This window comes from Streptomyces sp. NPDC111802 (assembly GCF_055634335.1).
Map to the genome: position 1 here is coordinate 35,721 of NZ_JBVKCZ010000034.1, position 26,495 is coordinate 62,215.

Below are 26,495 nucleotides of genomic sequence, written 5' to 3' on the forward strand. Positions count from 1 at the left end.
CCGCTTGCCAGGGCCTGCACGGTCCAGTGCGCGAGGGGTGTGGGCGGTGACCGACTCGTGGACCCACCTCAAACGGCGCGCCGCCGCGGCCCGACCGACCCTGCGCAGGCCCTCGGCACCCGGACAACACCAGGGTGACGGCCCGGTCACGCCTGGGAGGACATGCGTAAGGGGGTGGCCACCGACCGGTGGTCACCCCCTGCGTCTGCCTAGGAGCTGCTCGTCGAGCTAATGGCCGCCCTGTTCGTCACGGCGGCGCTGCCAGCGCTGTTCGATACGGTCCATCAGGGAGCGCTTCTGACGGGGCTGGCGGCGGGCCTGTGGGCCGCCGGTGGGCTGCTCGCCCGGCTTGGGGGCCTTGCGCCAGCCGGTCACCGCGAGTACCGCACAGCCCAGCATGACGAGGAAGCCCACCACGCTTAGCCACACCTGCTTGGCGACCATTCCAGCCATGAGGAGCGCGATACCTACGAGGAAGCCCGCGACCGCCTGGTAGACCCGTCGCCGGGTGTACGTACGCAGCCCGCTTCCCTCAAGCGCTGTCGCGAACTTGGGATCTTCGGCGTACAGCGCTCGCTCCATCTGCTCGAGCATTCGCTGCTCGTGCTCCGAGAGCGGCACGGAGTCCTCCTCATCGTGCAGTCGCCGGGGCGACCCGGGGGGTCCCTTCAGGATAGGCAGGGAATCGCCCCCGTGAAACCCGCCCCTCTACGCCAATTGGCCAACCGGGCTCCGGCATGGACGCCCCGGCTCGCTGAGATCTTCATTCCCCAGCGGCCGACCCGTCATGCCGGAACGGTCTCCCTCGATCATACGGCGACGCGCGCCCGATCGGGGGGCCTGTGGTGTACTCCATGTGCAGCCAAGTCCCTGATCAAGGCGCTTCCCTGCGGCATGCTCACAGCTAGCGGCTCAGCCCTCCGGGGTCTCTCCCGTCTCGCCGAGCACATGGAGCTGGGTGGCCACCGAGTGGAAGGCGGAGAGCTCGGCCGCCGCCTCCTCCAGCTTCAGCAGCGCCTCCAGCGCCCCGGGCTCGGTGTCCACGAGCACCCCGGGAACCAGGTCGGCGAAGACCCGCACCCCGTGCACGGCACCGACCCTCAGCCCGGCCCGCTCGACCAGCCCGGTGAGCTGCTCGGCGGTGAAACGGCGCGGCATGGGGTCACCCTGCCCCCACCGGCCGTCCGGGTCCTGGAGGGCCTGCTTGGCTTCCTTGAAGTGGCCGGCAAGGGCCCGCGCCAGCACGGCACCGCCTAGGCCGGCGGCGAGCAGGCTGAGGACGCCTTCGGGGCGCAGAGCGGCCACGGCGTTGCGGAGGCCCTCGGCGGGGTCGTCGACGTACTCCAGGACGCCATGGCACAGCACGACGTCGTACCCGCCGCGCTCGACCACGTCGAACAGGCCGTGGGCATCGCCCTGCACCCCCTGCACCCGGTCGGCGACCTCGGCCTCGGCGGCGCGTCGCTCCAGTGCGAAGAGTGCGTTCGGGCTGGGGTCGACGACGGTGACGCGGTGGCCGAGGCGGGCCAGGGGCACGGCAAAGTTGCCGCTGCCGCCACCGGTGTCGAGGACGTCCAGCGCCTGGCGACCCGTGGCCTTCACGCGGCGGTCCAGGGCGTCCTGGAGGACCTCCCAGACCACGGCGGTACGAAGCGCCGCGCGGGGCCGAGAGGTCTCGGAGCGCAGCGACGCCGTCTGAGGGTGGTGGTGGGAGACGGGCGGGCGCATCGGGTCCGACACGGCGTTTGACTCCTCGGCGCGGCACCGCCGTCTGCACGGCGGAGCGAACGGGCTGCCTTCCCGGGCCGGGTCACGGGGACGGGAAGGCTTCAGGCGCCCTCCACCCTATTGCCTGCGACGTCCCACCCGGTCATCGCGGTGCCACGCGACGCCGTCCGTCTCGCACGGCGGACAGCAGAGCGGCGATCAGGGGCCGCGACCAGGCGTCGCCCCCCGGTGCGGCACGGCGCCGGCCGGTCCCCGTCAGCCCGCGTCCGGCATGTCGTCGCGCCGATGAGCCGCGCTGCCCGCCTCCTCCGCGTCCGCGTCCGGGCGCGGCTGGGGCAGGACCGGCTGGAGCACCAGCATCCGCTCGACGAGGCGCAGGAACATCGCCACGTCGCGTATCAGGTCGTCGGCGTCCCGGCGGCTGGCCGCGCCCTGGATACCCGCCTCGGCCCGGGCGCGGCGCCGGGCGCCCGAGGCGAACAGGGCGCTCCACTCGGCGAGTTCGGGCGCGATCTCGGGGAGCACTTCCCAAGCGCTCCTGATGCGGGCCCGCCGCCTGGACGTGGGCTCCGGGCGCCCGCGCGCGGCGAGCACGGCGGCGGCGGTGCGCAGGGCGGCCAGATGGGCGGTGGCATAGCGCTCGTTCGGCGTTTCCAGAACGGTGGCCTCGTCCAGTCCGGCACGGGCCTGGGCGAGCAGGTCGAGGGCGGCGGGCGGGGCCGTGGTCCGGCGGAGCACGGGGTGCACATCGCTCGCCGGGCCGGTCAGTGAGGGGGCAGGGCCGGTGGCGCGGCGCCGGCGGGCGGCTGCTGCGTGATAGCTGGCCATGACGAACCTCCTGTCGTCTGTGTGACGGCATGCCCGATACGGGATGCCGTATGTGCCCATCGTGAGGTATGGCACTGACAATCCGTTCTGACCTGCGCCTTTGCTTCGATCGAGAGTTCGGGCTAGATTTTGCACTGACCAGTCAGTTCAAATTTCATTTCACATTGGGGAATGGGGGCAGGGATGGGGGGAACCGTGACCGGAGTCGGCGTCACGGCCCTGGGCCTCGGGCTCGAAGGGCCCCGCGGATGGGCGTTCCGCGGGGTCTCCTTCGAGGCGGAGCCCGGCTCGCTGATCACGATCGAGGGGCCGTCCGGCACCGGCCGTACGTGCCTGCTGCTGGCCCTCACGGGCCGGATGAAGCCCACTGAGGGCACCGCCGCCGTGGGCGGGGCGGCACTGCCCAAGCGCATGGCGGCGGTCCGGCGCGTCAGCGCCCTGGCCCATGTCCCGGGTGTGACCGACCTGGACCCGGCCCTGACCGTCGCCGAGCACCTTCACGAACGGGCGCTGCTCCAGCGGCGGTTCGGTGATTCGCTGCGCGGGCTCATGCGCCCGCGTGCCGAGCGGAAGGCGGAGGAACAGCTTCGGATCCACGCGGCGCTGAAGGCCGCGGGCCTCGACCGGGAGTCGCTGCCCAAGGGCTCCCGTACGGCCGTACGGGATCTGGAGCGTTCGGAGGCGCTGCGGCTGTCCGTCGCGCTGGCCCTGATCGGGCGCCCCCGGCTGCTCGGTGTCGACGACACCGACCTCAAGCTCTCGGACGCCGAACGAGCCGAGGTCTGGGCGCTGTTGAAGTCGATCGCCGAGGCCGGGACCACGGTCGTGGCGGTGTGCAGCGAGGCCCCGGACGGCACGGTCAAGGTGTCCACGCAGGCGGCGACCGACGACACCGATGAGACGCAGGACGACCCGGATTCCGACGGAAAGGAGGCCGCCGATGCGCTCGCCGAGGCTGGCCGCGCTTGAGCTGAGGCGCTTCGGCCGGGGGAAGCTGCCGCGTGCCGCGCTGGTCGCGCTGCTGGTGCTGCCCCTGCTGTACGGCGCCCTTTACCTGTGGTCGTTCTGGGACCCGTACGGCCGTCTCGACCGGATCCCCGTGGCGCTCGTGAACGACGACAAGGGGGCGGCCGTAGGGGGCAGGAAGCTCACGGCCGGCGACGACATCACCAAGGGGCTGCTCGAGAGCGATGTCTTCGACTGGCGCGAGGTCAGTGCCGCCGAGGCCAAGAAGGGCGTCGAGAACGGCACTTACTACCTGTCGCTGACCATGCCGTCCGACTTCAGCGAGCGGATCGCCTCCAGCGCGGGTGACGTGCCGGAGACGGGCGCCCTTCAGGTGCGTACGAACGACGCGAACAACTACATCGTCGGGCAGATCTCGCGGACGGTCTTCAGCGAGGTGCGTGAGGCCGCGTCCACGAAGGCGTCGCGGTCGTTCCTGGACCGGATCTTCGTGTCGTTCTCCGACATCCACGGCGCGACGGTCAAGGCCGCGAACGGCGCCGACCGGCTCGAAGGCGGCATCGGGAAGGCGGAGAAGGGCTCCAAGGACCTCGCCGACGGGCTGAAGGACGCCAAGGAGGGCAGCGGCAAGCTGTCGACCGGCTTGAAGAAGCTCAACAAGGGCGCGGGCGATCTGGAGGACGGCTCCAAGCGGGTCGCGGAGGGCACGCAGACCCTCGCCGACAAGGTCAACGGCGTCGACGCCAAGATCGGCCCGCTCCTGAAGGACAACGAGAAGACCATCGGCGACACCGCCCAGCTGGTCGCCGACTCCTCCGCAGCGATCCGCAACAACCTCGACGACCTGGTGGAGCGCGCTCCGGCCGCCGCCAAGGGCGCCCATACGGCGTCCGACGCGCTGAACCTGATCTACAAGGCGCGCTGCGAGGACGCCGTACTGCCCGACCCGGCCTGCTCCGACCTGAAGAAGGCGAAGCAGTCGGCCGCGGACGTGGCGACGATCGCCGACGACCTCAACACACTGATCGCCGACCAGCACGGCGACCTGAAGAAGCTCGACAAGCACCTCGCCACCCTCCAGAAGCAGGCCCAGTCGCTCGCCGACCGCGCGCCGCGCCTCTCCGAGGACCTCGACGACGCCGTCACCCGGGTCAACAAGCTGAACCAGGGAGCCGCGAGGGTCGCCGCGGGCGCCAAGAAGCTGCACTCGGGGCTGGGCGGCGCCCGGACCGGTGCGGCCGCCCTGGACACCGGTGTGGGCAAGCTGAGGACCGGCGCGTACGACCTCAACGGCGGCATCTACAAGCTCGTCGACGGCTCCGGGAAGCTCTCGGACGGGCTGCACGACGGAGCGGGGCGCATCCCCGACTACGACAAGAAGGACCGCGACCAGCGCACCGAGGTCATGGCCGACCCGGTTCAGCTCCTGTCCAAGGACATGCACAAGGCGCCCAACTACGGCACCGGATTCGCCCCGTACTTCATCCCGCTGTCCCTGTGGGTGGGCGCGATGGTGGCGTACATGCTGATCACGCCGATGAACCGGCGCGCGCTCGCCGCGGGCGCCCCGGCGTGGCGGATCGCACTGGCCGGATGGCTGCCCGTGGTGGCGATCGGGGTGCTCCAGACGGTGGCCCTGATGTCGGTGCTGCACTGGGCGGTCGGGCTCCAGATGGCGCGGGCGGCCGGGACGGTGGGCTTCCTGTTCCTGGTGACGGCGTGCTTCGCGGCGATCGTGCAGTGGCTCAACGCGCGCTTCGGTGCGGCGGGCCGGATCCTCGTCCTGGCGTTGCTGATGCTCCAGTTGACCTCCGCGGGCGGCACCTACCCCGTGCAGACCAGTCCGGGCTTCTTCAACGCGCTGCACCCCTTCCTCCCGATGAGCTACGTCGTGGAGGCCCTCAGGAGGCTCATCACGGGCGGCGGTCTGGGACCGGTGTGGCACGCGTGCGTGGTGCTCGTCGCCTTCACCGCGGGCGCGCTCGCGCTGACCGCGCTGTCGGCCCGTCGCCGCCAGGTGTGGACGCTCGACCGGCTGCACCCGGAGCTGAGCCTGTGAGCGCGCGCGGGACAATCAGGCGCATGGAAAGCAGCAACGCCGCGTCGGGCGGCAGCACACGCCGTGAGGCCACCCGGCAGAAGCTCTACGAGGCGGCCGTCACGCTCATCGCCGAGCAGGGCTTCTCCGCCACCACCGTCGACGAGATCGCCGAGCGGGCCGGGGTGGCGAAGGGCACGGTCTACTACAACTTCGCGAGCAAGTCGGTCCTCTTCGAGGAGCTGCTGCGGCACGGAGTGGGCCTTCTCACCGCCTCCCTGCGCGAGGCCGCCGAACAGACCGCCCGGGACGGCGGCGGCAAGGTGGACGCCCTGGACGCGATGATCCGCGCCGGGCTGGTCTTCATCGACCGCTACCCGTCCTTCACCCAGCTCTACGTCGCCGAGCTGTGGCGGACGAACCGGGCCTGGCAGTCCACGCTGATGGTGGTCCGGCAGCAGGCCGTGGCGGTCGTCGAGGGCGTGCTGCGCGAGGGCGTGGAGAGCGGTGAGTTCAGCGAGGAGATCGACATCCCGCTGACCGCCGCCGCCCTGGTCGGCATGGTCCTGGTGGCCGCGCTGGACTGGCAGTCCTTCCAGCCGGAACGCTCCCTGGACGACGTGCACGCGGCGCTGTCGCGGCTGTTGCAGGGCCGGGTGAGCGGACGCCCCTGAGGCGTCCGGCGCACATACACACACGAAAGCGCCGGTTCGATGTGGCCGCGTCCCCCGCGGGCCACCTCGAACCGGCGCCCTCTCGTGCTCCCCCGTTTCCCCCGTACTCCCCCGGGCCCCCCGTTCCCCCGTGTCCCCCTGGACCCCCGTTCGGTCGTTCCCCCGGGTCCCCCGGTCTCACTTCCGCCGACGCCGGGCCGGCGGAAGGAGCGGATCCGGGGACGCTCCGTTCCGGCGCCCCGTGTCGCCGGTGCGGAGCCGATCCCCTTCTCCGTGGCTCCACTCTCTCGTTCACGCAGGTCGCGCCCCATCCGCGCGCGTACTCATCTCACCGGCTAGGTACGGGTACTCAGAGCTGCGTACGCACCCCCAAGACCCTGCGTCGCCGACTGGTTACGATCGCCCCCGTGTCTGTACTCCCCTTGGTGTTCACAAGCGGCTGGGCCAGCGGCATCAACGCCTACGCCGTGGTGCTGCTGCTCGGCATATTCGGTGCGACGGGGCTGAGCGACGAGGTGCCCGAGGCGCTGCAGCGGCCCGACGTCCTGATCGCGGCCGGCGTGCTGTTCCTCTGCGAGGCCGTCGCCGACAAGATCCCGTACGTCGACTCGGCGTGGGACTCGGTCCACACGGTGATCCGGCCGGTGGCGGGCGCGGTCGTCGCCGCGCTGCTCGCCGGGCAGAGCGGGTCGGTGCCGGAGCTGGCGGCGGGGGCGGTCGGCGGTTCCACGGCGCTGGTGAGCCACCTGGTGAAGGCCGGGACGCGGATGGCGGTCAACACCTCGCCCGAGCCGTTCAGCAACGTCGTGGTGAGCATCGCCGAGGATCTCGGGGTGGCCGCGATCATCACCCTCGCGATCTTCCATCCCGTGGCGGCGGCCGTGGTCGCGGGTGCCCTGTTGTTCGCCGGGCTGTTCCTGCTCTGCTTCCTGGTGTCGCGGATCCGTCGCTTCCTGCGCCGCAGGGCCGAGCGGCGGGCGGAGAAACGGCTCGCCCAGGCGGTGACGCAGCGGCCCGGCTGAGCCGTATTGCGAGGTCAGTGCGCCGTTGTCAGTGCCGGCCGATAAAGTCCCACGCATGGCAAGGATTGCGGTGATCGGCGCCGGGATGGGCGCCATGGCGGCCGCTGCCCGGCTGGCGGTCGCGGGCCACCGGGTGGCGGTGTACGAGCGCACGGAGACGTACGGCGGAGCGGTGCGCCGCTTCGAGCGCGACGGCTTCGGCTTCGACACGGGCCCGGGGCTGCTCCCGCTCCCCGCCGTGTACCGCGACCTGTTCATCAAGACCGGCAAGGAGCCGCTGGAGGCGTGCGTCGAGCTGGTCCAGGTCGACCCGTCCGCGCGGCACGTCTTCGCGGACGGCACCGAGGTCTCGCTGCCGAACGCCTCGCGCGCGGGTGTCGTGGCCGCCCTGGACGAGGCCCTGGGCGCCGGCACGGGCGGTCGCTGGGGTGACTTCCTGGTCCGCGCCCGCGAGGCCTGGGACCGCACCCGCAGACCGCTGCTGGAAGAGCCCCTGTGGCCGAACTGGCAGGTGCTGGCCGAGCGCGAGCCCTATCCGTCGGTCCCCCACAAGCGACTCCTGCGCACCCGCCGGGCCGGCACGCTCGCCGAGGTCGGCGCCTGGGAGCTGCGCGACCCCCGGCTCATCGCCCTGCTGGAGAGCCACGCGCTGGCGTACGGCCTGGACCCCGGCGCGGCCCCGGCGAGCGCGGCGGTACTGCCGTACCTGGAGCATGCCTTCGGGACCTGGTATGTGCGGGGCGGCATACGGGAGTTGGCGCGGGCGGTGTACGAGCGGTGCGTGGCCAGGAAGGTCGAGTTCGGCTTCGGTGCCGAGGTCGCCGGGATCCTGGAGAAGGACGGCCGGGCGGCGGGGGTGGAGCTCGCCGACGGGACAGTGGCGGAGGCCGACTTCGTGGTCTCCGGCGTCGCACCGGGAGTCCTGGGCCGCCTCGTCCGGGGAACGGCGATCCGAGGCGAGGGCGAGGTCGCGCCCCAGCACGCGGCGGCGAGCCGTCTGACGGTCCTGCTGGCGCTGCGAGGCGGCCGGCCCGAGGGCACGGCTCACCGCACGGTGGTGCATGCGCGGGACCGCCAGAGCGAGCTGGACGCCCTGTTCGGCGGCTCCGGCGACATGACCACAGGCAGCACGGTCACGGTTCTTCGGCCCGACGACCCGGCGCTGGTTCCGGACGCCGGCCATGAGGCGATCACCCTCACCGCGACGGTGCCGGCGCAGCCCGACGCGGGCCCGGCGGAGCCGGAGATCCTCATTCGGCACGCGCAACACCTGATCGACGTCGCCGAGCGTGCCGTGCCGGACCTGCGCGAGCGACTTCTCTGGCACGAGGCGCGCACCCCGGCCGATATCGCGGAGGCGACCGGCGCGGAGGGCGGGGCGGTTCCGGCACCGGCGCTGGCCGCGGCCGAGGGGCGTCTGCTGCACCCGTCCAACAGCACCGCCATATCCGGCCTGTTCACGGTGGGCGGCTGGTCCCACCCCGGTGGCGGGCTCCCGCACGCAGGGATGTCGGGCGCGCTGGTGGCCGGACTGATCGTGGAAGGACCGGAGTTCCGGGGCTCTCAGTGATCCCGCTCGCCGAGGCCGTCAGAGACCTTCAGAAACGGTACTGCTCGTCGTACCCCTGCTCCTGCTGCGGGCCGTTGCCCTGGTACGGGTACTGCTGCTCCGGCGGGAGTTCGCCGCCGTACGCCTCGTCGGTGCGCTGCTGCGGGACCCAGACGCCGCCGGGCGGGGTCGTCTCGCCGTAGGTGCCGGTGGCGTACTGGTCCTGGCCGTAGCCCTGCTGACCGTACTGCTGCTGGCCGTAGGCGTCGTACGAGGCGCCGCCGTAGGTCTGGGTGCCGATGTACGGGTCGGAGTAGGCGGCGTACTGCTCCTGGCCATTGGGGTCGTAGGCGTACTGCTGCTGGTCGTAGCCGGCGTAGGCGTCGTACGCGTAGCCCTGGTCGGCCGTGGCGTACTGGTCCTGGGGCTGGCCGGCGGCCGCGTAGTTCTGGTCGGCGGCGGCGTAGGCGGCGCCGTTGTATATGCCGTAGGAGCCGGTGTCCTCCGGCATGGGCTGCGGCTCGTAGACGGCGGTCCTCTCCGCTGCCGAGGGCTGCGCGCGCGTGGGGGTGAAGACGTCGTCGCGGTCGTAGTCGTCGCCGTAGCCGTCCGGGCCGTACTGGGCTTCGCCGCCCGCGAATCCGCCCTCGGACGCCTCCAGGTCGGAGACCTCCAGGGTCGGCTCCTGGCGCTCCGGCTCGTCGCGGCGGCGCTTGCTGCCGAGGGGGCCCAGCGCGGGCGCGGAGACCGCCCAGCCGGCCGAGAAGCCGCGGCGGAACGACAGCGTGACGTAGGTCTGGCCGATCGCGAACGCCGCCGCGCCCAGCCCGATGACGATGACGGACGGGATCAGCACCCCGACCACGACGCCGAGGAAGCCGGCGAAGGCGAGCAGCCGCCAGCGCAGCCTCGCCTTGTACTGCAGCAGCACCTCGCCGAGCAGCCACAGCGCGACGACGCCGAACGCGATGTAGAGGACCGTCCAGCCCATGTACGCCCCTCTCCCATTGGCCGCCTACGCAGTGTGACGTATGCCAGGACGACCGGTCTAGGCCTGCGGTGGGTGGTGCAGGCCCAGGTTCTCGTAGATTTCCAGCGTAGCCGTGGAGTTGTTGAGCGTGATGAAGTGCAGTCCGGGCACTTCCTCGGCCAGCAGCCGAGCGCAGAACTCCGTGGCGAACTCGATGCCAATGGAGCGTACAGCGGTCGGATCGTCCTTTGCTGTGAGGATCCGCTCTTTCAGGGCGGCCGGGAAGGCGGCGTTGGTGAGGGACGGGATCCGTTCCAGTGTCCTCGTGCTGGCGATCGGCATGATCTCCGGGATGATCGGGGTGTCACAGCCGGCGGCCGACACCCGGTCGCGCAGCCTCAGATAGTCCTCCGGTTCGAAGAACATCTGTGTGATCGCGTAGTCCGCGCCCGCGCGGCACTTGTCGACGAAGTGCCCGACGTCGGTCTCCCAGTCGGCGGAGCGCGGGTGCATCGCGGGGAAGGCCGCGACGCCCACACAGAAGTCGCCGGACGCCTTGATCAGCTCGACGAGCTCGGCGGCGTAGGTGAGGCCCTGCGGGTGCCGCACCCAGTCGCCCAGCGGGTCGCCGGGCGGGTCGCCGCGCAGCGCCAGCATGTTCCGGATCCCGGCGTCGGCGTACTGGCCGATGATGTTGCGCAGGTCGGCCACCGAGTGGTCGACGGCGGTGAGGTGGGCGATGGGCGTGAGCGTGGTGTCCGAGGCGATGGCCTTGGTCGCCTTGACCGTCCCGGCGCGGGTGGAGCCGCCCGCGCCGTAGGTCACGGAGACGAAGTCGGGTCCGACGGCCTCGACCCGGCGCAGGGCGTTCCACAGGTTCCGCTCGCCCTTCGGGGTCTTGGGGGCGTAGAACTCGAAGGAATACGTCGTCTTGCCGGTCGCGAGCATGTCGCGCACGGTACGAGCGTGGTCCGACCTGATGGATGCGGTGCCGAGGGCCATACTCGCAGGTTAGCCAGGGGTCCTCGGTCCCCCAACCGGACACCGGACATTTGCCCGATTTGTCGGCCTGTTGTCCACTCCTTGGACAAACAGGGGCCGAACCGGGCGCCAAATTCACCGGAACACTGCCGCCGTGACCACTGGATGAGACGCGCGGTCGGACGGCCCCGTACGGCGCGGCCGTCCGAGCTGGAGCTACCCCTGCCGCAGCCGCTTCGCGAACTCGGCCGCCGCGGCACCCGGGTCCGTGGCCTCCGTGATCGCCCGTACGACGACGACGCGGCGGGCGCCCGCCTCCAGCACCTGGTCGAGGTTGCCGAGGTCGATGCCGCCGATGGCGAACCAGGGGCGGTCCGTCGCGAGGGCGGCGGTGTGCCGGACCAGGTCCAGGCCGGGGGCGTGGCGGCCGGGCTTGGTGGGGGTGGGCCAGCAGGGGCCGGTGCAGAAGTAGTCGACGCCGTCCTGGGCGGCGGCCGCGTCGGCCTCGGCGTCGGCGTGTGTGGAGCGGCCGATCAGGATGTCGTCCCCGAGGAGGGCACGGGCGGCGGGGACCGGGAGGTCGCCCTGGCCCAGGTGCAGGACGTCGGCGCCCGCGGCGTGCGCCACGTCGGCACGGTCGTTGACCGCGAGGAGCTTGCCGTGCCGGGCGCAGGCGTCGGCGAAGACCCTCAGGTGCTCCAGTTCCTCGGCCGCCTCCATGCCCTTGTCCCGCAACTGCACGATGTCGACCCCACCGGCCAGCACGGCGTCCAGGAACTCCGCGAGGTCGCCCTGCCGCTTGCGGGCGTCGGTGCAGAGGTAGAGCCGGGCGTCGGCGAGCTGACTGCGGACGCTGCCTGCGGTGACGGTGTCGGACATGCGGTGTGCCCCCTGTGGTCGGGTTGCCGGGCGGGTGTGTCGGGCGGGTGCCGGACGGTGGCACGGTAGCCGGAGCTGAGCGCGCGGACGGCACCTGCCGGCGGCTGCGGCGGTGCCGTCTGTGATGGCGTACGGGCCGGGTCGCGGGACCCGGCGACCCGGCGCGGCGGGCGTTCCGCACCCGGCCGCAGCCGACCGTGGCCGTGGCCCGCAGGCCCCGGCCCGTACACCGGACGATATTCGGACTCGCTGGTTCGGATCAGACGGCGAGCGCCTGGGCGCGGCGCTTCACCTCCGTGCCGCGGTTCTCACTGAGGGCCTGCGCGGGGGTGCCGGGCAGGCTCTCGTCGGGGGTGAAGAGCCACTCCAGCATCTCTTCGTCCGTGAAGCCGTCGTCCCGCAGCAGTGTCAGGGTCCCGGACAGGCCCTTGACGACCTTGTCCCCGTCGATGAAGGCGGCGGGGACGTGCAGCGCGCGGTTCTCACCACGGCGTACGGCGATGAGCTGGCCCTCCTTGACCAGCTGCCGTACGCGGGTCACCTCGACATCGAGCATCTCTGCGATGTCGGGCAGGGTGAGCCAGGCGGGGACGAGAGCATCGATCTTTGCGTCAATCTCGGTCACGGAAACTAGCCTGCCATCTGCCACTGACAGTCGGAAGTCAGGCCGGTCCACCCGGGAGGCGCTGTCGCCTCAACGCGCTACGCCGTCGCCGCCTTCAGCGGCCTCGCCGGGTCCGCCATCAGCCGCGCGTTCATCGGCGTGCCCGACTCGATCAGCCGTCGCCCCTGCGCGAGGTCCCTCGGACGGCCCACCGCCAGGAGGGCGACGAGGCGGTCGTCCCGCAGCCAGCAGACCGTCCATGCCGGGCCCGACGGGTCGCCGCGCCACAGGGTCGCGTCGGCGGCGGCGTGGTGGCCGGCGTACTGGACGAAGCGGCCGAACTGCTCGGACCAGAAGTACGGCACGGGGTCGTAGACGGCGGAGGTCTCGCCGAGGATGTTCGCGGCGACCGTGCGCGGGCCCTGGAGGGCGTTGTCCCAGTGGTGGACCAGCAGCCGCTCGCCGTACCGTCCCGAGGGGAAGGACGCGCAGTCGCCGACCGCGTAGACGTCCGGCACGGACGTGCGCAGCCGGTCGTCGGCGACGACCTCGCCGTACGCGCCGAGCTCGATGCCGGAGCCGGTCAGCCAGGCCGTGGCGGGCCGGGCCCCGATGCCGACCACGACGGCGCCGGCACGCAGCCACGTGCCGTCGTCGAGGATCACCGCGCCGGGCTCGACGCGCTCCACGCGCGCGTGCGTGCGCAGCACCGTCCCGCTCTCCTCGTACCAGGCGGTCATCGGCGCGGCCACCTCGGCGGGCAGCGCACCCGCGAGCGGCCGGTCGGCGGCCTCGACGACCGTCACCGCGCAGCCCGCCTCGCGTGCGGCCGTGGCGAACTCCGCGCCGATCCAGCCGGCCCCGACGACCACGATGTCGTGCTGCCGGGCGAGCACCGGCCGCAGCCGCTCGGCATCGTCCAGGGTGCGCAGCAGATGCACGCCGGGGACGCCCTCCGCGCCCGGCAGCCGGATCGGTTCGGCGCCGGTGGCGAGCACGAGGACGTCGTACGGGACGGGCCCGGCCTCGGTGTCCAGTTCGTGGTCGGCGACGCGCACGCCCAGCACCTCGCGCCCCAGCCGGAGCTCGATGCCGAGCGCCTCGAAGTCGACGTCGAAGGCGGAGCCCTCGGCCTTGCCGAGCAGTACGGCCTTGGACAGCGGCGGCCGGTCGTACGGCTGGTGGGGCTCGGCGCCGATCAGGGTGACGGTGCCGGTGAAGCCCTGTTCGCGCAGGGCGACCGCCGTCTGCACACCGGCCATGCCGGCGCCGGCGACGACCACTCTCCGCTGCGACTGCGTCGTCTGCTCGCTCACCTGATCACCATAGACTCGTGATGGGTACTGCTTACCTGCAAATGGGCTACGCGATGCCCCCGTAACCAGGGATGCAGCACTCGTCGCCTGTCGTCGTCTGTCGTCGTCGGCCACCCTCGGACGGCCCACAGACGGCCCAGCCTCGGCCTCGAAGAGCCTCTAGTGCTGAGGTTGTCCCGCTAATGCAGGAGCTTGCCCCACGAGGAGGCCCCGTACGTGATCCACCGGGGCGTCCGCACGAAGCCCCCCTTGATCACTACGAGGGGCCCGACCTCGTGATGATGCGCGGCAAGAACCCACCTCCCTGCCCGACGCGCACCCCGATGCCGGGCCCCTGGGGTACGTGGATCCCCACCGCGAACTTTGGCAAGGACGCCTCAAGATGCCGCCGTAGGCTCGGGTTCAAGAACGGAAACCCGTAGCTACTTGACGGCTCAATCGCTCAGCTATAGCTACTCGCCCCTTCTGCACCGTCGACGCACCAGTAACACTATTCCCTTCAGATATACGACTCGATTAGTACACCCAGACACCTGGACATACCTCTACATGGCGCTACATTCATCCAAGGGAAAAAACTGGCGTTCGGCACGCATGGGCCCATGCGGCTAAAACAGTCCGCTCCGGACCGCCCACCGGGGTCGGGGTTGATTCGAGAAAGCAGGAGACAGCCATGTCAGTCACCGCCACCACGGCCCTTCAGAACAAGCTCCTCAAGATCCTCACCGCCGACGGAGGGGTCCCCCGTGGAGCATTCATATCCTTCGTGGGTGGCGGATTGCCGATCATTCCGTCGCAAATGAGTTGGGCAACCATACAACCTCCCTACTCGGGTGACGCGAACGCGGACGCGGCCAAGGAATTCGCCCAACAAGTCAACACGATCCCTATCGCTGCGGACAACTGGTACGCCGGGTCCGACGACATGGCGTTCGCGTATCGGAGCATATGGCTAAAGGACGCACGAGTCGCGGGAGTGAAACTCACTGACGCCCAAAAAAAGGAGCTGGACGAGGCGCAAGCCTACGTCGACGCACACATCGACGAGTACCTGGAATACCAGAGTGAACACGGAAATGCACTCATGGACCTCCAGTGCGCCCTTCAAACGCCAAGGTCAACACCAGGGTGGCTACAGGCCGTCACCACGGCCCGCAGGGCTGCCAATACGGCACGGGAAGTGTTCTTGGCGAAAGGACACAAGTCTCAGTACGAAAGCGCTCGGGCGACCGTGGAGTATTACGCTCGGCTCGGACTCAGGACCACGATGGATGGACTCATCACCACATATGACGATGTCCTGGGAGAGAACGAGACGAGCACAGGGCGCCACTTTGTCCCGGTCGGCATCCACCCCGCGAACATCTTTGACGCAGGCCAGACATGGCCTAAGTTCAAACTAGTACAATCAGAGTACTCGCGGTTCACGACAAACAGCAGCACAAGCTACAGTGCCGGAGCAAATTTCAGCTACTTGTTCTGGACAGCAAAGGCAGACTTCGAGTGGGGACAGGAGAGCGCCGTCGAGGACTTCCATTCGGAAAATCTCGAAGTGGAATTCGAGCTCGCCCGTATACGTTTGGACCGCTCCCAGTGGTTTAACAGTTTCCTGTTAATGAGCCGGGCCTGGTGGTGGGAAGGAGCCACCAAGAGTCGACCTGATGCGGGTGCCATCCTGTTCTCTGACGGGGCAGCCCCGCCTCTGACTCGGGGCCAGTGGCAGATGATTCCGACCGAGATGATCGTCGCACGAAACCTTACGGTGACGACCAAAGGATTCAACTTGAGTAGTTCGTCCTTCGCCACGAAGGCCAAAATCGACGCCAACGCAGGCTTCTGGATCTTCAAGACTCAGGGAAAATTCTCAAAGACATCAGACCGCAAGTACACGCATGCGTTCAGCGCGGAGGACACGATGACCTCCACGCAGCCGCTCGTCGTGGCGTTCATATGCCAGCTGATGCCCAAGGAACCGAACGCGGACCCGGCGCTATTGCCGGATTTGTAGGCCTAAAGGTTTTCCCGTATGGGGGCCGGAATCGTGCCGCTCGGCGCCTCTGAAAGAGGCGCCGGCCGGATCGCTATCGGGCCTGGGCGGCTTGTCGCTTGTCTTGTCGCTTGTCGGCTCGCAGGTCAGAGCCTGCTTCGACTCCCGCGCAGTGCGGCCCTGCCTCCCCACGACAAGCGACAAGCTACAAGACAAGCGGGCGTCGGCAAGGCACTGTTGACGGCCTCCCGGGGGAAGAGCATGAAGGAGCGGCCTACGGCCGCGTGTTCCCTGGCCGCTCGCTACGCTCGCGCGCCAACCGTCGTCAGAGCGAAGGCCGTGAGCCCCCCCCCAGGACGCCTGGACCCCCTTGCGCGAGGTGGAAGACTTCCGCAGGCGCGAACGGCCGCCCATGACCCCACGGAGGCGCTGTGACGCGGCAGTTCGCGTCTCCCTACGCGCGCGTGCGCGTAGGGCCCCCTGCCCGGAACCCGTGGAAACTTGGAAACTCGCAGGTCAGAGATGGTTGCAGGTGGTCAACCGGCATCATCGACGCAACCCGTGGCAGCAACCACCCCAAATCGGGCGGGATTTCAGCCCGGCACACCGCGCCGTACAAGCAAGAGGAGCACCACTCTCCGCCCGGGGTGCTCCTCTTGCTCGTACGGAGGACGGCAATTCAGGGGCGGCGGACCTGCCCGCCCGCCTGGAATGCCATCCGGGGGCCTTCCAAGAGGCGGTCGGCAGGCTTGGGTGACCATCGCCGAGCCCCTCCCGCTCTGTGCGGCTCACCACGGCTTTTCAGGAGGTGCAGACGGCTGTGCGCACCACGATCCCCCTCCTGAAGAGCCGCCCTTCACTCTCTTACTAGAGAGTTGAGGGAAGATAGCGTCCGCAGCGTCCGTCGGGCATTGCTCACCCCCTCTGTCCTGCACTGTTCCTGCGGACGCTAAACAAAACACTTAGCGTCCGCTAGCGTCCACAGCGTCCGGTCACGCAAAGTTACTAAGAGCGCGTTTGCGCAGGTCAGGGCGGCTCTTAGACGGGGGCAGGTTATGGACGCTGTGGACGCTGAGTCCTTCGGAATGCCGAAGAGGCCACCCCTGCGGCGGGGTGGCCTCTTCGTTTTTCGCTACGAGCCCGGCGGAAGCGCGCGATGGCGCTCGGGAGCTCCGGCGGCCGTCGCGCGCGAGCGCAGCGAGCTGCCAAGGGTCGTGCGGCCGTAGGCCGTTCCGTCTATTGCTGTGGCAGAAAGCCGGGCGCTGTCTGCCCCAACTCGTGCAGGTGGGCGAGGTAGCCCTGAGCAGCGGGCTCGGAGGCGTACCGGCGCCGCATTTCGGCCGCCAATTCGCGGCTGGTCATGATTAGCGATGGAACCGACCGGCGGTCACCTTCAAGAGCGCGCTCCCCCATGATCAGCGCCTGCTCAAGGTCGCCTTCCCGCGCGGCTGTCACACCGAGCGTGACGCGTGCTTCCGCGTTGCGCATGGGTGAGCGTTCCATGCCGTCGAAGTCCGTTCCTGCTCGCAGGACTTCCTCAGCCAGCGTCCGAGCCAGCTTGTCCTCTCCCACCAGGCGGTAGCAGTCCATCGAGTAGAAGTCGAACTTCGCCGGGTCCACTACGAAGTGGTTATCCAAGTTCTCCGGGTGCGGCATGCCTTCAAGCAGGTTGCGCCCCCTGTCGAGCGCCACCTCAACTCGCCGCCGGTCCCCGAGTCGGGCCCACGCCTTAGCCTCCTGCGCGGCAAGCTGCACGGCTACACCCTGATGCGAAGCCAGCTCGGTTCCGGCCTGCGCCGCGGCGATGACCCCGCGATAGTCCCCCGTGGTGAGCGCGAACCAGGCTCGCATCTCGTGCGCCCATCCGGCGATTTCCGCGTGGTCCGCCTCTGTTGCCAGCGATAGAGCGGCCTGCCGCGTCGACTCGGCAGCGTGCCGGGCGCCCGTGTCGTACTCCACGCACCCGACAAGGAGCGCGAGCCATCCCGATAGGGCAAGCACCTCGCGGTGCTGCGAGAGCGTGAGGCTCTTCGAATGCAGCTCTACAACGCGTCGCAACCACTGTCGCCCCTCGATGAGGAGCTGTTCGCTCGGCATGAACGGGTACTCCGAGCACAGCCGGTCCGTTGTGATCCGCAGGGCATCGAGCGTGGCCGCGTCTACGTCGGACCGGTTGAGGCGGCTCACGATCTCCAGCGTCTCCATACCGCTCGCGGCCAGGATCTCCCTGTCCCCATCCCGACGCGCCGGCGCGGGGAAGAGCGCGTGCGTCACGGTACCGAACACCGCCGCGATGAGCGGCCGATAGAACTCGTTGGGGATCTGTCCGGACTCCCACCGCTTCCACTGCCGGATCAGGCTGTCATCCGCGGGGAGCTCTTCCTTCGCGTGGGCCCGGAGAGCCCTCACCGCGTCTCGCTGGGACCAGTCGCGAGCCGCCCGCTCGGCCGCGATGCGCCGAGCCCATGCGGGCCTGTCGTCGCTCATACGTCCTCCTCCGAGTGCCTACCCGCTGAGTCTTGCCCCTCGCCCCCAGGGACAGGGAAGGGGACACCGAGGTGACACCGGACATGTCCCCAGCTCACGCGTCTGCCCCCTCGGTGTCACTTACGCCACACGCTCCGTTCCTCGCATGCTGGTTGCAGATCACGCGCCACTTACGGTGGAGCGCTCTTCGAGTGCTTCCACCCGTTCAGCCAACGCCTGAATCAGGGAGCGGATTTCATTGATCTCGTCGCGTACGTCGTTTTGCGGAGCTGCCCCGTCACCGACGAAGTTACCGAGGTTCCCGGCCGACACGACCAGCCCCTCGGACCGGAGCACGGCCAGCCCGTTTTGGATGGTCTGGCTCGCGTACCCGAAACGGTCGATGAGCTCTCGCTGTGACGGGAGCCTGTCACCGGGCTTCATCCGCTTGATGTCCTCGCGAAGCGCGTCCGCGACCTGCACCGCTTTGGGCTTGGGCCCTCCTGTGACAGTCATGCCCTGAGCGTACCCACCACAGCGAACTAGTGCACACCACTCCACAGGGGTTGTGCACCACAGCAGACTAGTGCAAGCTAGTCAGCAAGCGGGGCGCTCCGAGTAGGGAGTGATTTCCGCGAAAAGTCCTGGTCACGCCAGGAAAAGCAAGGAGCGGCCTCCACCGCCAAGCAGATAGCCGCTCCCTGACCCTCAAGGGGTACATCCATCATGCCTGGAACCATCGCGGAACGTAGGGCCGAGCAGGGCACGCGCCAGGGCAATGGTCCCGGTGGCCGACGGCTGCGTCAGGGGGAGGACATCCCGCTGACGGCTGAGCAGTCGCAGCGTCTCGGCTCCCTCTACGAGCGGTACGGCAGCTACCTGGTCTTCTACGCGAAGCGCAAGCTTGTCGGCTACGGCTTCAGCGTCGCGGCCAGCGAAACGCTGGCGGAGGACATCGCACAGTGCACCTGGATTGAGGTGTCCCGGACGGGCGCAAAGGACCTGCTGGCCCCCGAGCCGCTGAGCGAGAGCGACGCGCGAGCCTTCCTGTGCGTGCGTGTGCAGAACCGGCTCGGCAAGTACTTCAAGCGGTCGTCGTCGTACGAGCGGCCGATGGACTTCAGTGACCCGATCACCGCCTATGTCCTGGCCCCGATGGTGGAGGAGCAGCAGGCGCAGCCCCTTGCTGAGCCGTCGGAGGAGCTGTTGCGGCTGCTGGCCGACCTGCCGGAGCGGGAGCGTGAGGCGCTGCTATTGCGGCTGGACGGCTGCTCGAAGGTCGTCGTGGCGTCGCGTCTGGGGTGCAGCCTGCACACCGGTGACCGGCTGGTCGAAACGGCCCTGCTGCGGGTTCAGATGTGCCACCCGGAGATGGCACGCGAGGCGATTGCGCTGGAGTCCCTTCCGGCCTGGCAGCGTGAGGCGCTGGCCACGCTGGATGACACCCGGCGTCGGGCGCTGCTGCGCATCGGTGACTTCCCGCGTCAGGTGCTGCTGATGCATCTGGCCGAAGGGCTGGACAGCAAGCAGATCGCTGCCCGGCTCGGGGTCGACCGTCTGGCCATCATGGGCGCTTACAGCGCCGCTTCTTCGCTCAAGGTGGCGGGGCAGCTCACCATGCATGGCACGTTCCGTGAGAAGGGGGCCGCCGCCCGCACCCTGGCGGCAACGCTGCGCGGCGAGGTGGAGGCGCTGAAGCCGGGCGAGCGGGTACCGGCGGAGCGCGACCTTGCCGCCCGCTTCCGGTGCTCTGCGAAGACCGTCCGCGCGGCCATGAACATGCTGCGCGCTGAGGGTCTGGTCACCCTGATCCGCCCGTACGGGCTGTTCCGCGCGACGGCCGCCCGGGACCTGGCGGTTGCGGCGTGAGCCACCGTGCGCCGCACCTGAACGCGCACCGGCGGCGAGCCCGTAAGCAGCGGCTCGCCGCCCGCGACGGCGCGCAGTGCTACTACTGCCGCCGCCCCTTCCGGGAGCTCCGGGACGCCACCGTGGACCACATCGCCCCGGTGAGCCTCTGGCGCTCATGGTCGGTGTCCTCGCTCGTGCTGGCCTGCCGACCGTGCAACGACGCCAAGGCCGACCGCTTCCCGCTCTCCCTCGCCCTGGTCCTGCTGGCGTGGACCGACCCGATCGCGCCGATCGTCCGCCCGGCCGACTGGCCTCTGTTGGCCCGACTCGCCGCTGTTCACGAGTCGGCTCTGACCAGCGTGACGACGCCCGTCACACCCGACGTCACGTCCCGACCGACCCCTAACACGAGAGATGACGAATTGGCGGATAGCGAGATGAATCGGTCTATGGCTGACCTCGTGAAATCGACCCAGCATGGCCCCGTGCGGCAGTCGATCGTGCGGCCGGACTGCCTGCGCACACCCCGGCCGGTGCGGGCGTGCGTGGGCCCGACCGGAGAGGCGGTGTTCGCGTGAACACGATGAACGGCCGCGTGAACGGATCGGCCCGACCAGTGAACACGGTGAACACCACTGTGAACGAGTCGGCCGACTCCGTGAACACCCGCACGCACCACAAGAGTCGACCCACGGCCGACCCGACCCGATCGACCAGCCGTCGACCCGACCACGGCGACGATGGGGGCAAGAAACCTCCGGCCGCCGCGCGGATCGTGGCCATGGCGCGCGAGCAGTACCGGTTCGTGATGTCTCCCGACGGCCGCCCGTACGCGGTCGCCCTGGAAGGCCCGAACATCGCGCTGCCGCTACGGAACAAGGGCGGACTACGCCAGCGTCTGGCCCGGCAGTTCGCCGACGCCTACCCCGGCGAGGTGGCCTCACAGTCCGCACTCGCCGATGCCATGACCGTCCTGGAAGGCATCGCGGAGGACACCGACCCCGAACCGGTGCACCTACGGGTGGGACGGGACCCCGCCGGCGCCATCGTGGTCGACCTCGGCAGCGCCGACGGCCGCGCGGTCGTGGTCACCGCAACCGGCTGGAACATCGTCGACCGCGCCCCGGTGCTCTTCCGCCGCTCCGGTGCCATGGCCCCGATGCCCGCCCCCGTGCTGGACGGCGACGGACTGGCCAAGCTGCACGCGCTACTGAACATGGACGAGTCGTCGTTTCACCAGCTCGTAGCGTGGCTCGTCGCGGCCTGGATCCCAGACATCCCGCACCCCGCCGTGGTCTGCAAGGGCGAGCAGGGCACGGGCAAGTCCAAGGCCGCGCAGATGTTCATCAACCTCATCGACCCGTCCCCGGCCGCCAAGCGCAGCCAGCCCCGCGACGAAAAGGCGTGGTCGCGCCAGGCGTTCAGCTCATGGGCCCTGTGCCTGGACAACGTCTCCACGATCCCGCCGTGGCTGTCGGACACCCTGTGCAAGGCCGTGACCGGTGACGGAGTCGTCGACCGCGCCCTCTACACCGACGACGACGTCGTGGTGCTCACCTTCAAGCGCGTGCTGGCCCTGACCACCATCGACGCGGGAGCTCTCGCCGGGGACCTCGCCGAACGGGTCCTCATGCTCGACTTGCAGCTCATCGACTCCGACCGGCGCCGCTCCGAAGAGGAGTTGGACGCCACCTTCGATGCGGTACGGCCTGCCGTGCTCGGGGCCCTGTTCGACGTGCTGGCCTGCGTGCTCGCGGTGCTCCCCGGGGTGCGGCTGGAGTCCATGCCGCGCATGGCCGACTTCGCCCGCGTCCTCGCGGCCGTCGACCAGACGCAGGGCTGGAACACCCTGGATGACTACCTGGCCACGTCGGCGAACGTCGCCACGGACGCGATGGAAGGCGACCCGTTCGCCATGGCCATCGCCCACCTGGTCGAACAGGCGGGCACCTGGCAGGGCACCGCAGCCCAGTTGCTCGAAGCGCTGCCCGCGCCGCTGGTCCGGCCGCCGAACTGGCCCAAGGACGCCACCCGCGCGAGCGGACGCGTCAAGCGCCTCGCCCCGCTGCTGCGCTCCATCGGCATCACGGTGGACGACACGCAACGTAGCCGCGACCGGCACCGCCACCGACTCCTCACTTTGTCCCGCGCGCCCGACGAAGACAAGTCAGCGTCCGCACCCGAACAAGCCTCTCTCTGGCCGGAGGTGGCCCCGACGGGGCACGGCAGAACCCCGCCTGAACAGCCATGACGTAGCCGGAAGACCCGCCGGGCCGGGCCGCACACCAGCGGCCCGGACACGTCGAACCTGCGGACGCTATAGCCGTCCAGCGTCCGCAGCGTCCACTCCAGCGTCCGCACCTCTCGCCCCCGCTGGCCTGCGATGACGCGGCCGTGCGGACGCTAGGAAGCTGCGGACGCTGAAATACAGCAACTCTCTAGGACGGCAACCGGCACCACTCCCACGCACCGCCCCAAGGGACACGAGGAGTCACCAAAGCCATGGCACGCCAAGAGCCGACCGACCCGCGCGCCCTCCTGCGTGGCGGCCTCCCGGACCGCTACCTCACCCCCGAGGACCTGGTCACCATGTTCAGCCTCCCGAGCGTCGAGACCGTCTACCAGTGGCGACGCAAGCGCATCGGTCCGCCCGGCTTCCGCGTCGGCCGCTACATCCGCTTCAACCCGGCCGCCGTCCAGGCGTGGGAAGCCGAGCGCACCGCCCTGGACGACGCAGCCTGAGCGCGCGGCTGCGCGGCAGACGCGCGGCATCAACCGCGCGGCGCGCGGCCACTGCGCGGAACGAACCGCGCGCCGCGCGGCAGGGGAGGCAGCACCCGCCGGGCCGGGGAAGCGGGGAGAACTCCCCAACCGCCTCCCCGGACCGGACCCCCGCACTGAACAGTGCAAACGGCGGTTCGGGGAGGCGGGGAGGCGCCGCCGACAGCACTCCGAAAACCGCCCCGGGAAGCCCCTCGGAGCCTCTGCCTCTGCCTCCCCGCCAGCCCTCCGGCGGACACCGGAAGCGGCAGGGAGGAACGGCCCACCGGCTCAGGGAGGCAGGGAGAACTCCCTGACTGCCTCCCTGGCCCACATCCCTCTACCTGATCAGCGCAAATGCCCCCTCAGGGAGGCAGGGAGGCACGCGCCGGCACCCCCCAAAAAAACCCCTCCGGAAGGCGCCCGAGACCCCCTGTCTCAGCCTCCCTGAAGCACCGCCCGGCGGTGCTACCGGTAGCAGCCCCACCCGATACCGGTAGCACCCCCGCTAGCAGCCCAAACCCCCGGTGATCAGGCCCGTAGCGAGTAGCGGGCCTGGCCCAGCACACCCCAAAACCGGCCCGACGGACGCCACCAAGGCCCCGCCGCGCCCTGCTACCGAGAAGGGAGTCAGCCCACATGGCTGGCCACATCCAAGACCGCTGGTACAAGACCGAGACCGACACCGACGGCAAGACCGTCCGCGTCAAGACCGACCGACACGGCACGGGCATGCGCTACCGGGCCCGGTACGTCAGTCCCGATGGCTCGGAGAAGTCCAAGAGCTTCCCCGATGGACAGAAGCGCATCGCCGAGAAGTGGCTCTCTCAGATTGAGGCCGATATGACGCGCGGCCAGTACATCGACCCGCGCGCCAGTCGGACCACGTTCCAGCAGTACGCGGAACGCTGGATCGCGGCCCAGACCACGGACGTGGCAACCCGCACGGCCGTCGGGACGCGGCTACGCCTGCACGCCTTCCCGTACATCGGCTCCCGTCCGCTCGGCTCGTTCCATCCCGAGCACATCCGAGTGTGGTCCCACACTCTTGAATCGGCTGGGCTGGCCACGTCGTACCGACGGGCCATCTTCGGCAACGTCTCGTCCGTCTTCAGGGCTGCCGTGGACGATCGACTCATTGCTAGGAACCCCTGCCGCGCCGGGTCGGTCAGGGCCCCGAAGCCCGCTGCTGGCCGCGTACGGCCGTGGAGTGTTGACCGTGTGTTCGCCATGCGTGCAGCGCTCCCGGAACGCTTCCGGGCAACCGCCGACGTCGGGGGAGGCTGCGGATTGCGGCAGGGCGAAATCTTCGGCCTGCCGGTCGATGAGGTGGACTTTTTCACGGGTTGGCTGCACGTGGGTTACCAGGTGAAGCCGATCAATAAGCATCTGGTCTTCGCGCCGCCGAAGGGCGGAAAGGTCCGTGACGCGCCTCTCCCCCAGGAGGTCAGCGCCGCCCTTGCTGCCCACATCAAGCGATACCCGCCCGTAGACGTCACCCTGCCGTGGCGCACTCTGGACGGCCCCCTGGTGACGAAGAAGCTGATCTTCACCAACGAGGACGGTTCGGCGTTGCACCGGAACGCCTTCAACCTGAGCGTCTGGAAGCCTGCTCTCGTGGCCGCAGGGGTCATCCCAGAGCCTGAGCGGGGCAAGCGGGCCCAAGCGTCGCGCGAGGACGGCATGCACGCGCTGAGGCACTTCTACGCCTCCGTGCTGTTGGACGCGGGAGAGAGCATCAAGGCTCTGAGTCAGTACCTCGGGCACAGTGATCCGGGATTCACGCTGAAGGTCTACACACACCTCATGCCGAGCAGCGAAAGCCGCACCCGGTCAGCCGTGGACGGCATGTATGCAGCAGCCGGGAAAGCTCACGACGGCCCAGGGACGGCCCAGGCGGCCTGAGCGACGCTGCTACCGGCGGCAAAACCGCTGGTAGCAGTGCGTTCGGCGTAGCTCCGTCAATAGATCACCATAGACAACTGACAATCCGTCAGTCAGGAGTCGTGCTCCGTGACCTGCTCCACAACGCTGGTGCCGCTGCCCGCCTGCGACTCCCACTCCCAGCTCTCCTCCAGCCGTACCCGCCCGTCGGCCAGCTCGACCACCGTGGACACACAGTGCCCCGACGACGTCGTCCCGTCCCGCTTGAGCTGCACGTACCGGAAGTCCAGCCGGTCGCCTTCCCTTGTGCCCACCAGGTACCCACGTACGACATCGCCGCCCGCGTACTCGGCCCGGATCTCGCCGTCCTTCTCGTGGTACGTGAAGCGGGTGCGGGTACCCACCTGACCTGGGGCTTGGTCCGCGACCGGGGCGAGGACCAGACCGTCGAGCGAGCGGGCCATGGGGTGAGGCTCCCTTACTGAGACTTATGGCGGCGGGCTAGGGTGGCCAACGTAGAGCACTCGCGGGAGCCCGGACGCACCGGGCTGAGAGGGAGGCTGGCGGCCTCCGACCGTACGAACCTGATCCGGGTCATGCCGGCGAAGGGAGGGGCTGGACGCCCATGTCGCGTACGCGAACTTCAGACGTCCTCGTCGTCGGGGGCGGAATCATCGGCCTGGTCACGGCGTGGCGGGCCGCGCAGCGCGGGTTCACGACGGCCGTCGTGGACCCCGAGCCGGGCGGCGGCGCCGCCCAGGTGGCCGCGGGGATGCTGGCCGCCGTCACGGAACTGCACTACGGCGAGCAGACCCTGCTGGGCCTGAACCTCGCCTCGGCCCGCCGCTACCCGGACTTCGCGGCCGAGCTCACCGACCTCACCGGCCACGACCTCGGCTACCGCCGGTGCGGCACGCTCGCCGTCGCGCTGGACGCCGACGACCGCGCGCATCTGCGCGAACTGCATGCCCTGCAGCGGCAGTCGGGGCTGGATTCGGAGTGGCTGTCGGGGCGGGAGTGCCGGCGCCTGGAGCCGATGCTCGCGCCCGGGGTGCGCGGCGGGCTGCGGGTCGACGGCGACCACCAGATCGACCCCCGGCGGCTGACGGGAGCCCTGGTGGCGGCGTGCGAGCGGGCCGGTGTGGTCTTCCACCGCACCTGGGCCGAGCGCCTCGACGTCGTACGGGACCGGGCTGCCGGTGTCACCACGACGGACGGCACCGAGCTGGGCGCGGACCAGGTGGTCCTCGCGGGCGGCAGCCTCAGCGGGCGGTTCGCGGGCGTCCCCGACGACGTACTGCCGCCGGTGCGGCCCGTGAAGGGGCAGGTGCTGCGACTGACCGTGCCGAAGCGGTACGCGCCGTTCCTGAGCCGGACCGTGCGGGCCGTGGTGCGCGGCAGCCAGGTGTATCTGGTGCCGCGCGAGAGCGGGGAGCTGGTCGTCGGGGCGACGAGCGAGGAGCTGGGCTGGGACACGACAGTGACCGCGGGTGGGGTGTACGAACTGCTGCGCGACGCCCATGAGCTGGTGCCGGGCATCACGGAACTGCCGCTCACCGAGACGCGGGCCGGTCTGCGCCCCGGCTCCCCCGACAACGCGCCGCTGCTCGGGCCGACCGAGCTGGCGGGGCTGTCGCTGGCCACCGGGCACTACCGCAACGGCGTGCTGCTCACGCCCGTCACCGGGGACGCCATGGCGCACGTCCTGGCCACCGGCGAACTCCCGGACGAGGCCCGTCCGTTCACGCCCCGGCGCTTCGGCGCCGCCGCCCTCACGGAGCAGCCGGCATGAACATCTCCCTCAACGGGGAGCGGCGAGAGCTCGCTCCCGGTACGGCGCTCGACGTCGCCGTACGGATGCTCACCGCGGCACCCTCCGGAGTGGCCGCCGCCCTCAACGAAACCGTCGTCCCGCGCGCGCAGTGGCCGTCGACGCCCCTCTGCGAGGGCGATCGCGTCGAGGTCCTCACCGCCGTCCAAGGAGGCTGACCC

At 69.9% G+C, this 26,495-nt stretch carries 24 protein-coding genes and 1 riboswitch; of the genes, 13 read left to right on the top strand and 11 right to left on the bottom strand.

Annotated elements, in window-relative coordinates; genetic code table 11:
• Window positions 1-228: 228 nt before the first annotated feature.
• The 3 genes from ACZ7NC_RS31580 to ACZ7NC_RS31590 all read right to left on the bottom strand — a co-directional run bounded on the left by ACZ7NC_RS31580 (window position 229) and on the right by ACZ7NC_RS31590 (window position 2,556).
• The gene (locus ACZ7NC_RS31580) at window positions 229-621 is read right to left on the bottom strand and encodes a DUF3040 domain-containing protein (protein ID WP_471492973.1); all 393 of its coding nucleotides are present in this window, start codon (window positions 619-621) and stop codon (window positions 229-231) included.
• A 291-nt stretch (window positions 622-912) separates the two neighbouring features.
• Window positions 913-1,740 (bottom strand): methyltransferase, encoded by an 828-nt coding sequence (locus ACZ7NC_RS31585; protein ID WP_471492975.1) that lies wholly within the window; start codon window positions 1,738-1,740, stop codon window positions 913-915.
• 243 nt (window positions 1,741-1,983) lie between these two features.
• Complete coding sequence (locus ACZ7NC_RS31590) at window positions 1,984-2,556, bottom strand: SAV_6107 family HEPN domain-containing protein (protein ID WP_471492977.1); 573 nt, start codon at window positions 2,554-2,556, stop codon at window positions 1,984-1,986.
• Window positions 2,557-2,739: 183 nt separating this feature from the next.
• On the opposite strand from ACZ7NC_RS31590, the gene ACZ7NC_RS31595 reads away from it, so the two are divergent.
• The 5 genes from ACZ7NC_RS31595 (at window position 2,740) to ACZ7NC_RS31615 (ending at window position 8,826) form a co-directional block, all read left to right on the top strand.
• Window positions 2,740-3,525 carry an ATP-binding cassette domain-containing protein gene (locus ACZ7NC_RS31595; RefSeq protein WP_471492981.1) on the top strand — a complete coding sequence of 262 codons (786 nt, stop codon included), beginning with the start codon at window positions 2,740-2,742 and terminating at the stop codon, window positions 3,523-3,525.
• The gene (locus ACZ7NC_RS31600; protein WP_471492983.1) at window positions 3,497-5,581 is read left to right on the top strand and encodes a YhgE/Pip family protein; all 2,085 of its coding nucleotides are present in this window, start codon (window positions 3,497-3,499) and stop codon (window positions 5,579-5,581) included. The genes ACZ7NC_RS31595 and ACZ7NC_RS31600 overlap by 29 nt, the downstream gene beginning before the upstream one ends.
• 23 nt (window positions 5,582-5,604) lie before the next feature.
• On the top strand, window positions 5,605-6,234 hold the full coding sequence (locus ACZ7NC_RS31605) for a TetR/AcrR family transcriptional regulator (protein WP_471492985.1): 630 nt from the start codon (window positions 5,605-5,607) through the stop codon (window positions 6,232-6,234).
• A 407-nt stretch (window positions 6,235-6,641) separates the two neighbouring features.
• On the top strand, window positions 6,642-7,256 hold the full coding sequence (locus ACZ7NC_RS31610; RefSeq protein WP_471492987.1) for a DUF4126 domain-containing protein: 615 nt from the start codon (window positions 6,642-6,644) through the stop codon (window positions 7,254-7,256).
• Window positions 7,257-7,311: 55 nt separating this feature from the next.
• Window positions 7,312-8,826: a phytoene desaturase family protein gene (locus ACZ7NC_RS31615; RefSeq protein WP_471492989.1), complete on the top strand. Its 1,515-nt coding sequence runs from the start codon at window positions 7,312-7,314 to the stop codon at window positions 8,824-8,826.
• Between the two features lie 28 nt (window positions 8,827-8,854).
• Here the strand turns inward: ACZ7NC_RS31615 and ACZ7NC_RS31620 are convergent, their stop codons facing one another.
• The 5 genes from ACZ7NC_RS31620 to ACZ7NC_RS31640 form a co-directional block, all read right to left on the bottom strand.
• On the bottom strand, window positions 8,855-9,796 hold the full coding sequence (locus tag ACZ7NC_RS31620; protein ID WP_471492991.1) for an SCO2102 family sporulation regulator: 942 nt from the start codon (window positions 9,794-9,796) through the stop codon (window positions 8,855-8,857).
• Window positions 9,797-9,853: 57 nt separating this feature from the next.
• Complete coding sequence (gene metF, locus ACZ7NC_RS31625) at window positions 9,854-10,777, bottom strand: methylenetetrahydrofolate reductase [NAD(P)H] (RefSeq protein ID WP_471492993.1); 924 nt, start codon at window positions 10,775-10,777, stop codon at window positions 9,854-9,856.
• Window positions 10,778-10,972: 195 nt separating this feature from the next.
• On the bottom strand, window positions 10,973-11,635 hold the full coding sequence (gene thiE / locus ACZ7NC_RS31630) for a thiamine phosphate synthase (RefSeq protein WP_471492995.1): 663 nt from the start codon (window positions 11,633-11,635) through the stop codon (window positions 10,973-10,975).
• Between the two features lie 259 nt (window positions 11,636-11,894).
• Entirely contained in the window at window positions 11,895-12,260 is a 366-nt protein-coding gene (locus ACZ7NC_RS31635; RefSeq protein WP_031483328.1) for an Rv2175c family DNA-binding protein, read from the bottom strand.
• A 77-nt stretch (window positions 12,261-12,337) separates the two neighbouring features.
• The gene (locus ACZ7NC_RS31640) at window positions 12,338-13,555 is read right to left on the bottom strand and encodes an NAD(P)/FAD-dependent oxidoreductase (RefSeq protein WP_471492998.1); all 1,218 of its coding nucleotides are present in this window, start codon (window positions 13,553-13,555) and stop codon (window positions 12,338-12,340) included.
• A gap of 673 nt (window positions 13,556-14,228) precedes the next feature.
• Here ACZ7NC_RS31640 and ACZ7NC_RS31645 point away from each other — a divergent pair.
• Entirely contained in the window at window positions 14,229-15,563 is a 1,335-nt protein-coding gene (locus ACZ7NC_RS31645) for a hypothetical protein (protein ID WP_471493000.1), read from the top strand.
• Between the two features lie 1,215 nt (window positions 15,564-16,778).
• Here the strand turns inward: ACZ7NC_RS31645 and ACZ7NC_RS31650 are convergent.
• Together ACZ7NC_RS31650 and ACZ7NC_RS31655 are read right to left on the bottom strand one after the other, a co-directional pair.
• The gene (locus ACZ7NC_RS31650) at window positions 16,779-18,029 is read right to left on the bottom strand and encodes an XRE family transcriptional regulator (protein WP_471493002.1); all 1,251 of its coding nucleotides are present in this window, start codon (window positions 18,027-18,029) and stop codon (window positions 16,779-16,781) included.
• A gap of 159 nt (window positions 18,030-18,188) precedes the next feature.
• On the bottom strand, window positions 18,189-18,524 hold the full coding sequence (locus tag ACZ7NC_RS31655; RefSeq protein ID WP_471493004.1) for a GntR family transcriptional regulator: 336 nt from the start codon (window positions 18,522-18,524) through the stop codon (window positions 18,189-18,191).
• Window positions 18,525-18,734: 210 nt separating this feature from the next.
• Here ACZ7NC_RS31655 and ACZ7NC_RS31660 point away from each other — a divergent pair, with 210 nt between their 5' ends.
• From ACZ7NC_RS31660 to ACZ7NC_RS31680, 5 genes are all read left to right on the top strand, one after another.
• Window positions 18,735-19,877: a GntR family transcriptional regulator gene (locus ACZ7NC_RS31660; protein WP_471493006.1), complete on the top strand. Its 1,143-nt coding sequence runs from the start codon at window positions 18,735-18,737 to the stop codon at window positions 19,875-19,877.
• Window positions 19,874-20,437 carry an HNH endonuclease gene (locus tag ACZ7NC_RS31665; RefSeq protein ID WP_471493008.1) on the top strand — a complete coding sequence of 188 codons (564 nt, stop codon included), beginning with the start codon at window positions 19,874-19,876 and terminating at the stop codon, window positions 20,435-20,437. The genes ACZ7NC_RS31660 and ACZ7NC_RS31665 overlap by 4 nt, the downstream gene beginning before the upstream one ends.
• A 47-nt stretch (window positions 20,438-20,484) precedes the next feature.
• Window positions 20,485-22,110 (top strand): ATP-binding protein, encoded by a 1,626-nt coding sequence (locus tag ACZ7NC_RS31670; protein WP_471493010.1) that lies wholly within the window; start codon window positions 20,485-20,487, stop codon window positions 22,108-22,110.
• 251 nt (window positions 22,111-22,361) lie between these two features.
• Window positions 22,362-22,601, top strand: coding sequence for a helix-turn-helix transcriptional regulator (locus ACZ7NC_RS31675; protein WP_471493012.1), 240 nt, complete (start codon window positions 22,362-22,364; stop codon window positions 22,599-22,601).
• A gap of 657 nt (window positions 22,602-23,258) precedes the next feature.
• A complete protein-coding gene (locus ACZ7NC_RS31680; RefSeq protein ID WP_471493014.1) occupies window positions 23,259-24,524 on the top strand; it encodes a tyrosine-type recombinase/integrase in 1,266 nt (421 codons plus the stop codon).
• Between the two features lie 92 nt (window positions 24,525-24,616).
• Here ACZ7NC_RS31680 and ACZ7NC_RS31685 read toward each other — a convergent pair whose 3' ends face one another.
• On the bottom strand, window positions 24,617-24,967 hold the full coding sequence (locus tag ACZ7NC_RS31685) for an avidin-fold protein (protein ID WP_471493016.1): 351 nt from the start codon (window positions 24,965-24,967) through the stop codon (window positions 24,617-24,619).
• A 52-nt stretch (window positions 24,968-25,019) separates the two neighbouring features.
• Window positions 25,020-25,131, top strand: a riboswitch (TPP riboswitch).
• Between ACZ7NC_RS31685 and thiO the strand changes: the two genes are divergently transcribed.
• Together thiO and thiS are read left to right on the top strand one after the other, a co-directional pair.
• A complete protein-coding gene (thiO, locus tag ACZ7NC_RS31690) occupies window positions 25,129-26,295 on the top strand; it encodes a glycine oxidase ThiO (RefSeq protein WP_471493018.1) in 1,167 nt (388 codons plus the stop codon). It overlaps the preceding riboswitch by 3 nt.
• Window positions 26,292-26,492 carry a sulfur carrier protein ThiS gene (thiS, locus tag ACZ7NC_RS31695; protein ID WP_471493020.1) on the top strand — a complete coding sequence of 67 codons (201 nt, stop codon included), beginning with the start codon at window positions 26,292-26,294 and terminating at the stop codon, window positions 26,490-26,492. The genes thiO and thiS overlap by 4 nt, the downstream gene beginning before the upstream one ends.
• Window positions 26,493-26,495: the final 3 nt, after the last annotated feature.

Excerpts from the sequence above, each read along its gene's own strand:
- ACZ7NC_RS31620 (WP_471492991.1), bottom strand. The coding sequence starts at position 9,796 with ATGGGCTGGACGGTCCTCTACATCGCGTTCGGCGTCGTCGCGCTGTGG.
- ACZ7NC_RS31600 (WP_471492983.1), top strand. The coding sequence starts at position 3,497 with ATGCGCTCGCCGAGGCTGGCCGCGCTTGAGCTGAGGCGCTTCGGCCGG.
- ACZ7NC_RS31595 (WP_471492981.1), top strand. The coding sequence starts at position 2,740 with ATGGGGGGAACCGTGACCGGAGTCGGCGTCACGGCCCTGGGCCTCGGG.
- thiS (WP_471493020.1), top strand. The coding sequence starts at position 26,292 with ATGAACATCTCCCTCAACGGGGAGCGGCGAGAGCTCGCTCCCGGTACG.
- ACZ7NC_RS31675 (WP_471493012.1), top strand. The coding sequence starts at position 22,362 with ATGGCACGCCAAGAGCCGACCGACCCGCGCGCCCTCCTGCGTGGCGGC.
- ACZ7NC_RS31645 (WP_471493000.1), top strand. The coding sequence starts at position 14,229 with ATGTCAGTCACCGCCACCACGGCCCTTCAGAACAAGCTCCTCAAGATC.
- ACZ7NC_RS31660 (WP_471493006.1), top strand. The coding sequence starts at position 18,735 with ATGCCTGGAACCATCGCGGAACGTAGGGCCGAGCAGGGCACGCGCCAG.
- ACZ7NC_RS31655 (WP_471493004.1), bottom strand. The coding sequence starts at position 18,524 with ATGACTGTCACAGGAGGGCCCAAGCCCAAAGCGGTGCAGGTCGCGGAC.
- ACZ7NC_RS31650 (WP_471493002.1), bottom strand. The coding sequence starts at position 18,029 with ATGAGCGACGACAGGCCCGCATGGGCTCGGCGCATCGCGGCCGAGCGG.
- thiO (WP_471493018.1), top strand. The coding sequence starts at position 25,129 with ATGTCGCGTACGCGAACTTCAGACGTCCTCGTCGTCGGGGGCGGAATC.
- ACZ7NC_RS31605 (WP_471492985.1), top strand. The coding sequence starts at position 5,605 with ATGGAAAGCAGCAACGCCGCGTCGGGCGGCAGCACACGCCGTGAGGCC.
- ACZ7NC_RS31685 (WP_471493016.1), bottom strand. The coding sequence starts at position 24,967 with ATGGCCCGCTCGCTCGACGGTCTGGTCCTCGCCCCGGTCGCGGACCAA.
- thiE (WP_471492995.1), bottom strand. The coding sequence starts at position 11,635 with ATGTCCGACACCGTCACCGCAGGCAGCGTCCGCAGTCAGCTCGCCGAC.
- metF (WP_471492993.1), bottom strand. The coding sequence starts at position 10,777 with ATGGCCCTCGGCACCGCATCCATCAGGTCGGACCACGCTCGTACCGTG.
- ACZ7NC_RS31615 (WP_471492989.1), top strand. The coding sequence starts at position 7,312 with ATGGCAAGGATTGCGGTGATCGGCGCCGGGATGGGCGCCATGGCGGCC.
- ACZ7NC_RS31680 (WP_471493014.1), top strand. The coding sequence starts at position 23,259 with ATGGCTGGCCACATCCAAGACCGCTGGTACAAGACCGAGACCGACACC.
- ACZ7NC_RS31590 (WP_471492977.1), bottom strand. The coding sequence starts at position 2,556 with ATGGCCAGCTATCACGCAGCAGCCGCCCGCCGGCGCCGCGCCACCGGC.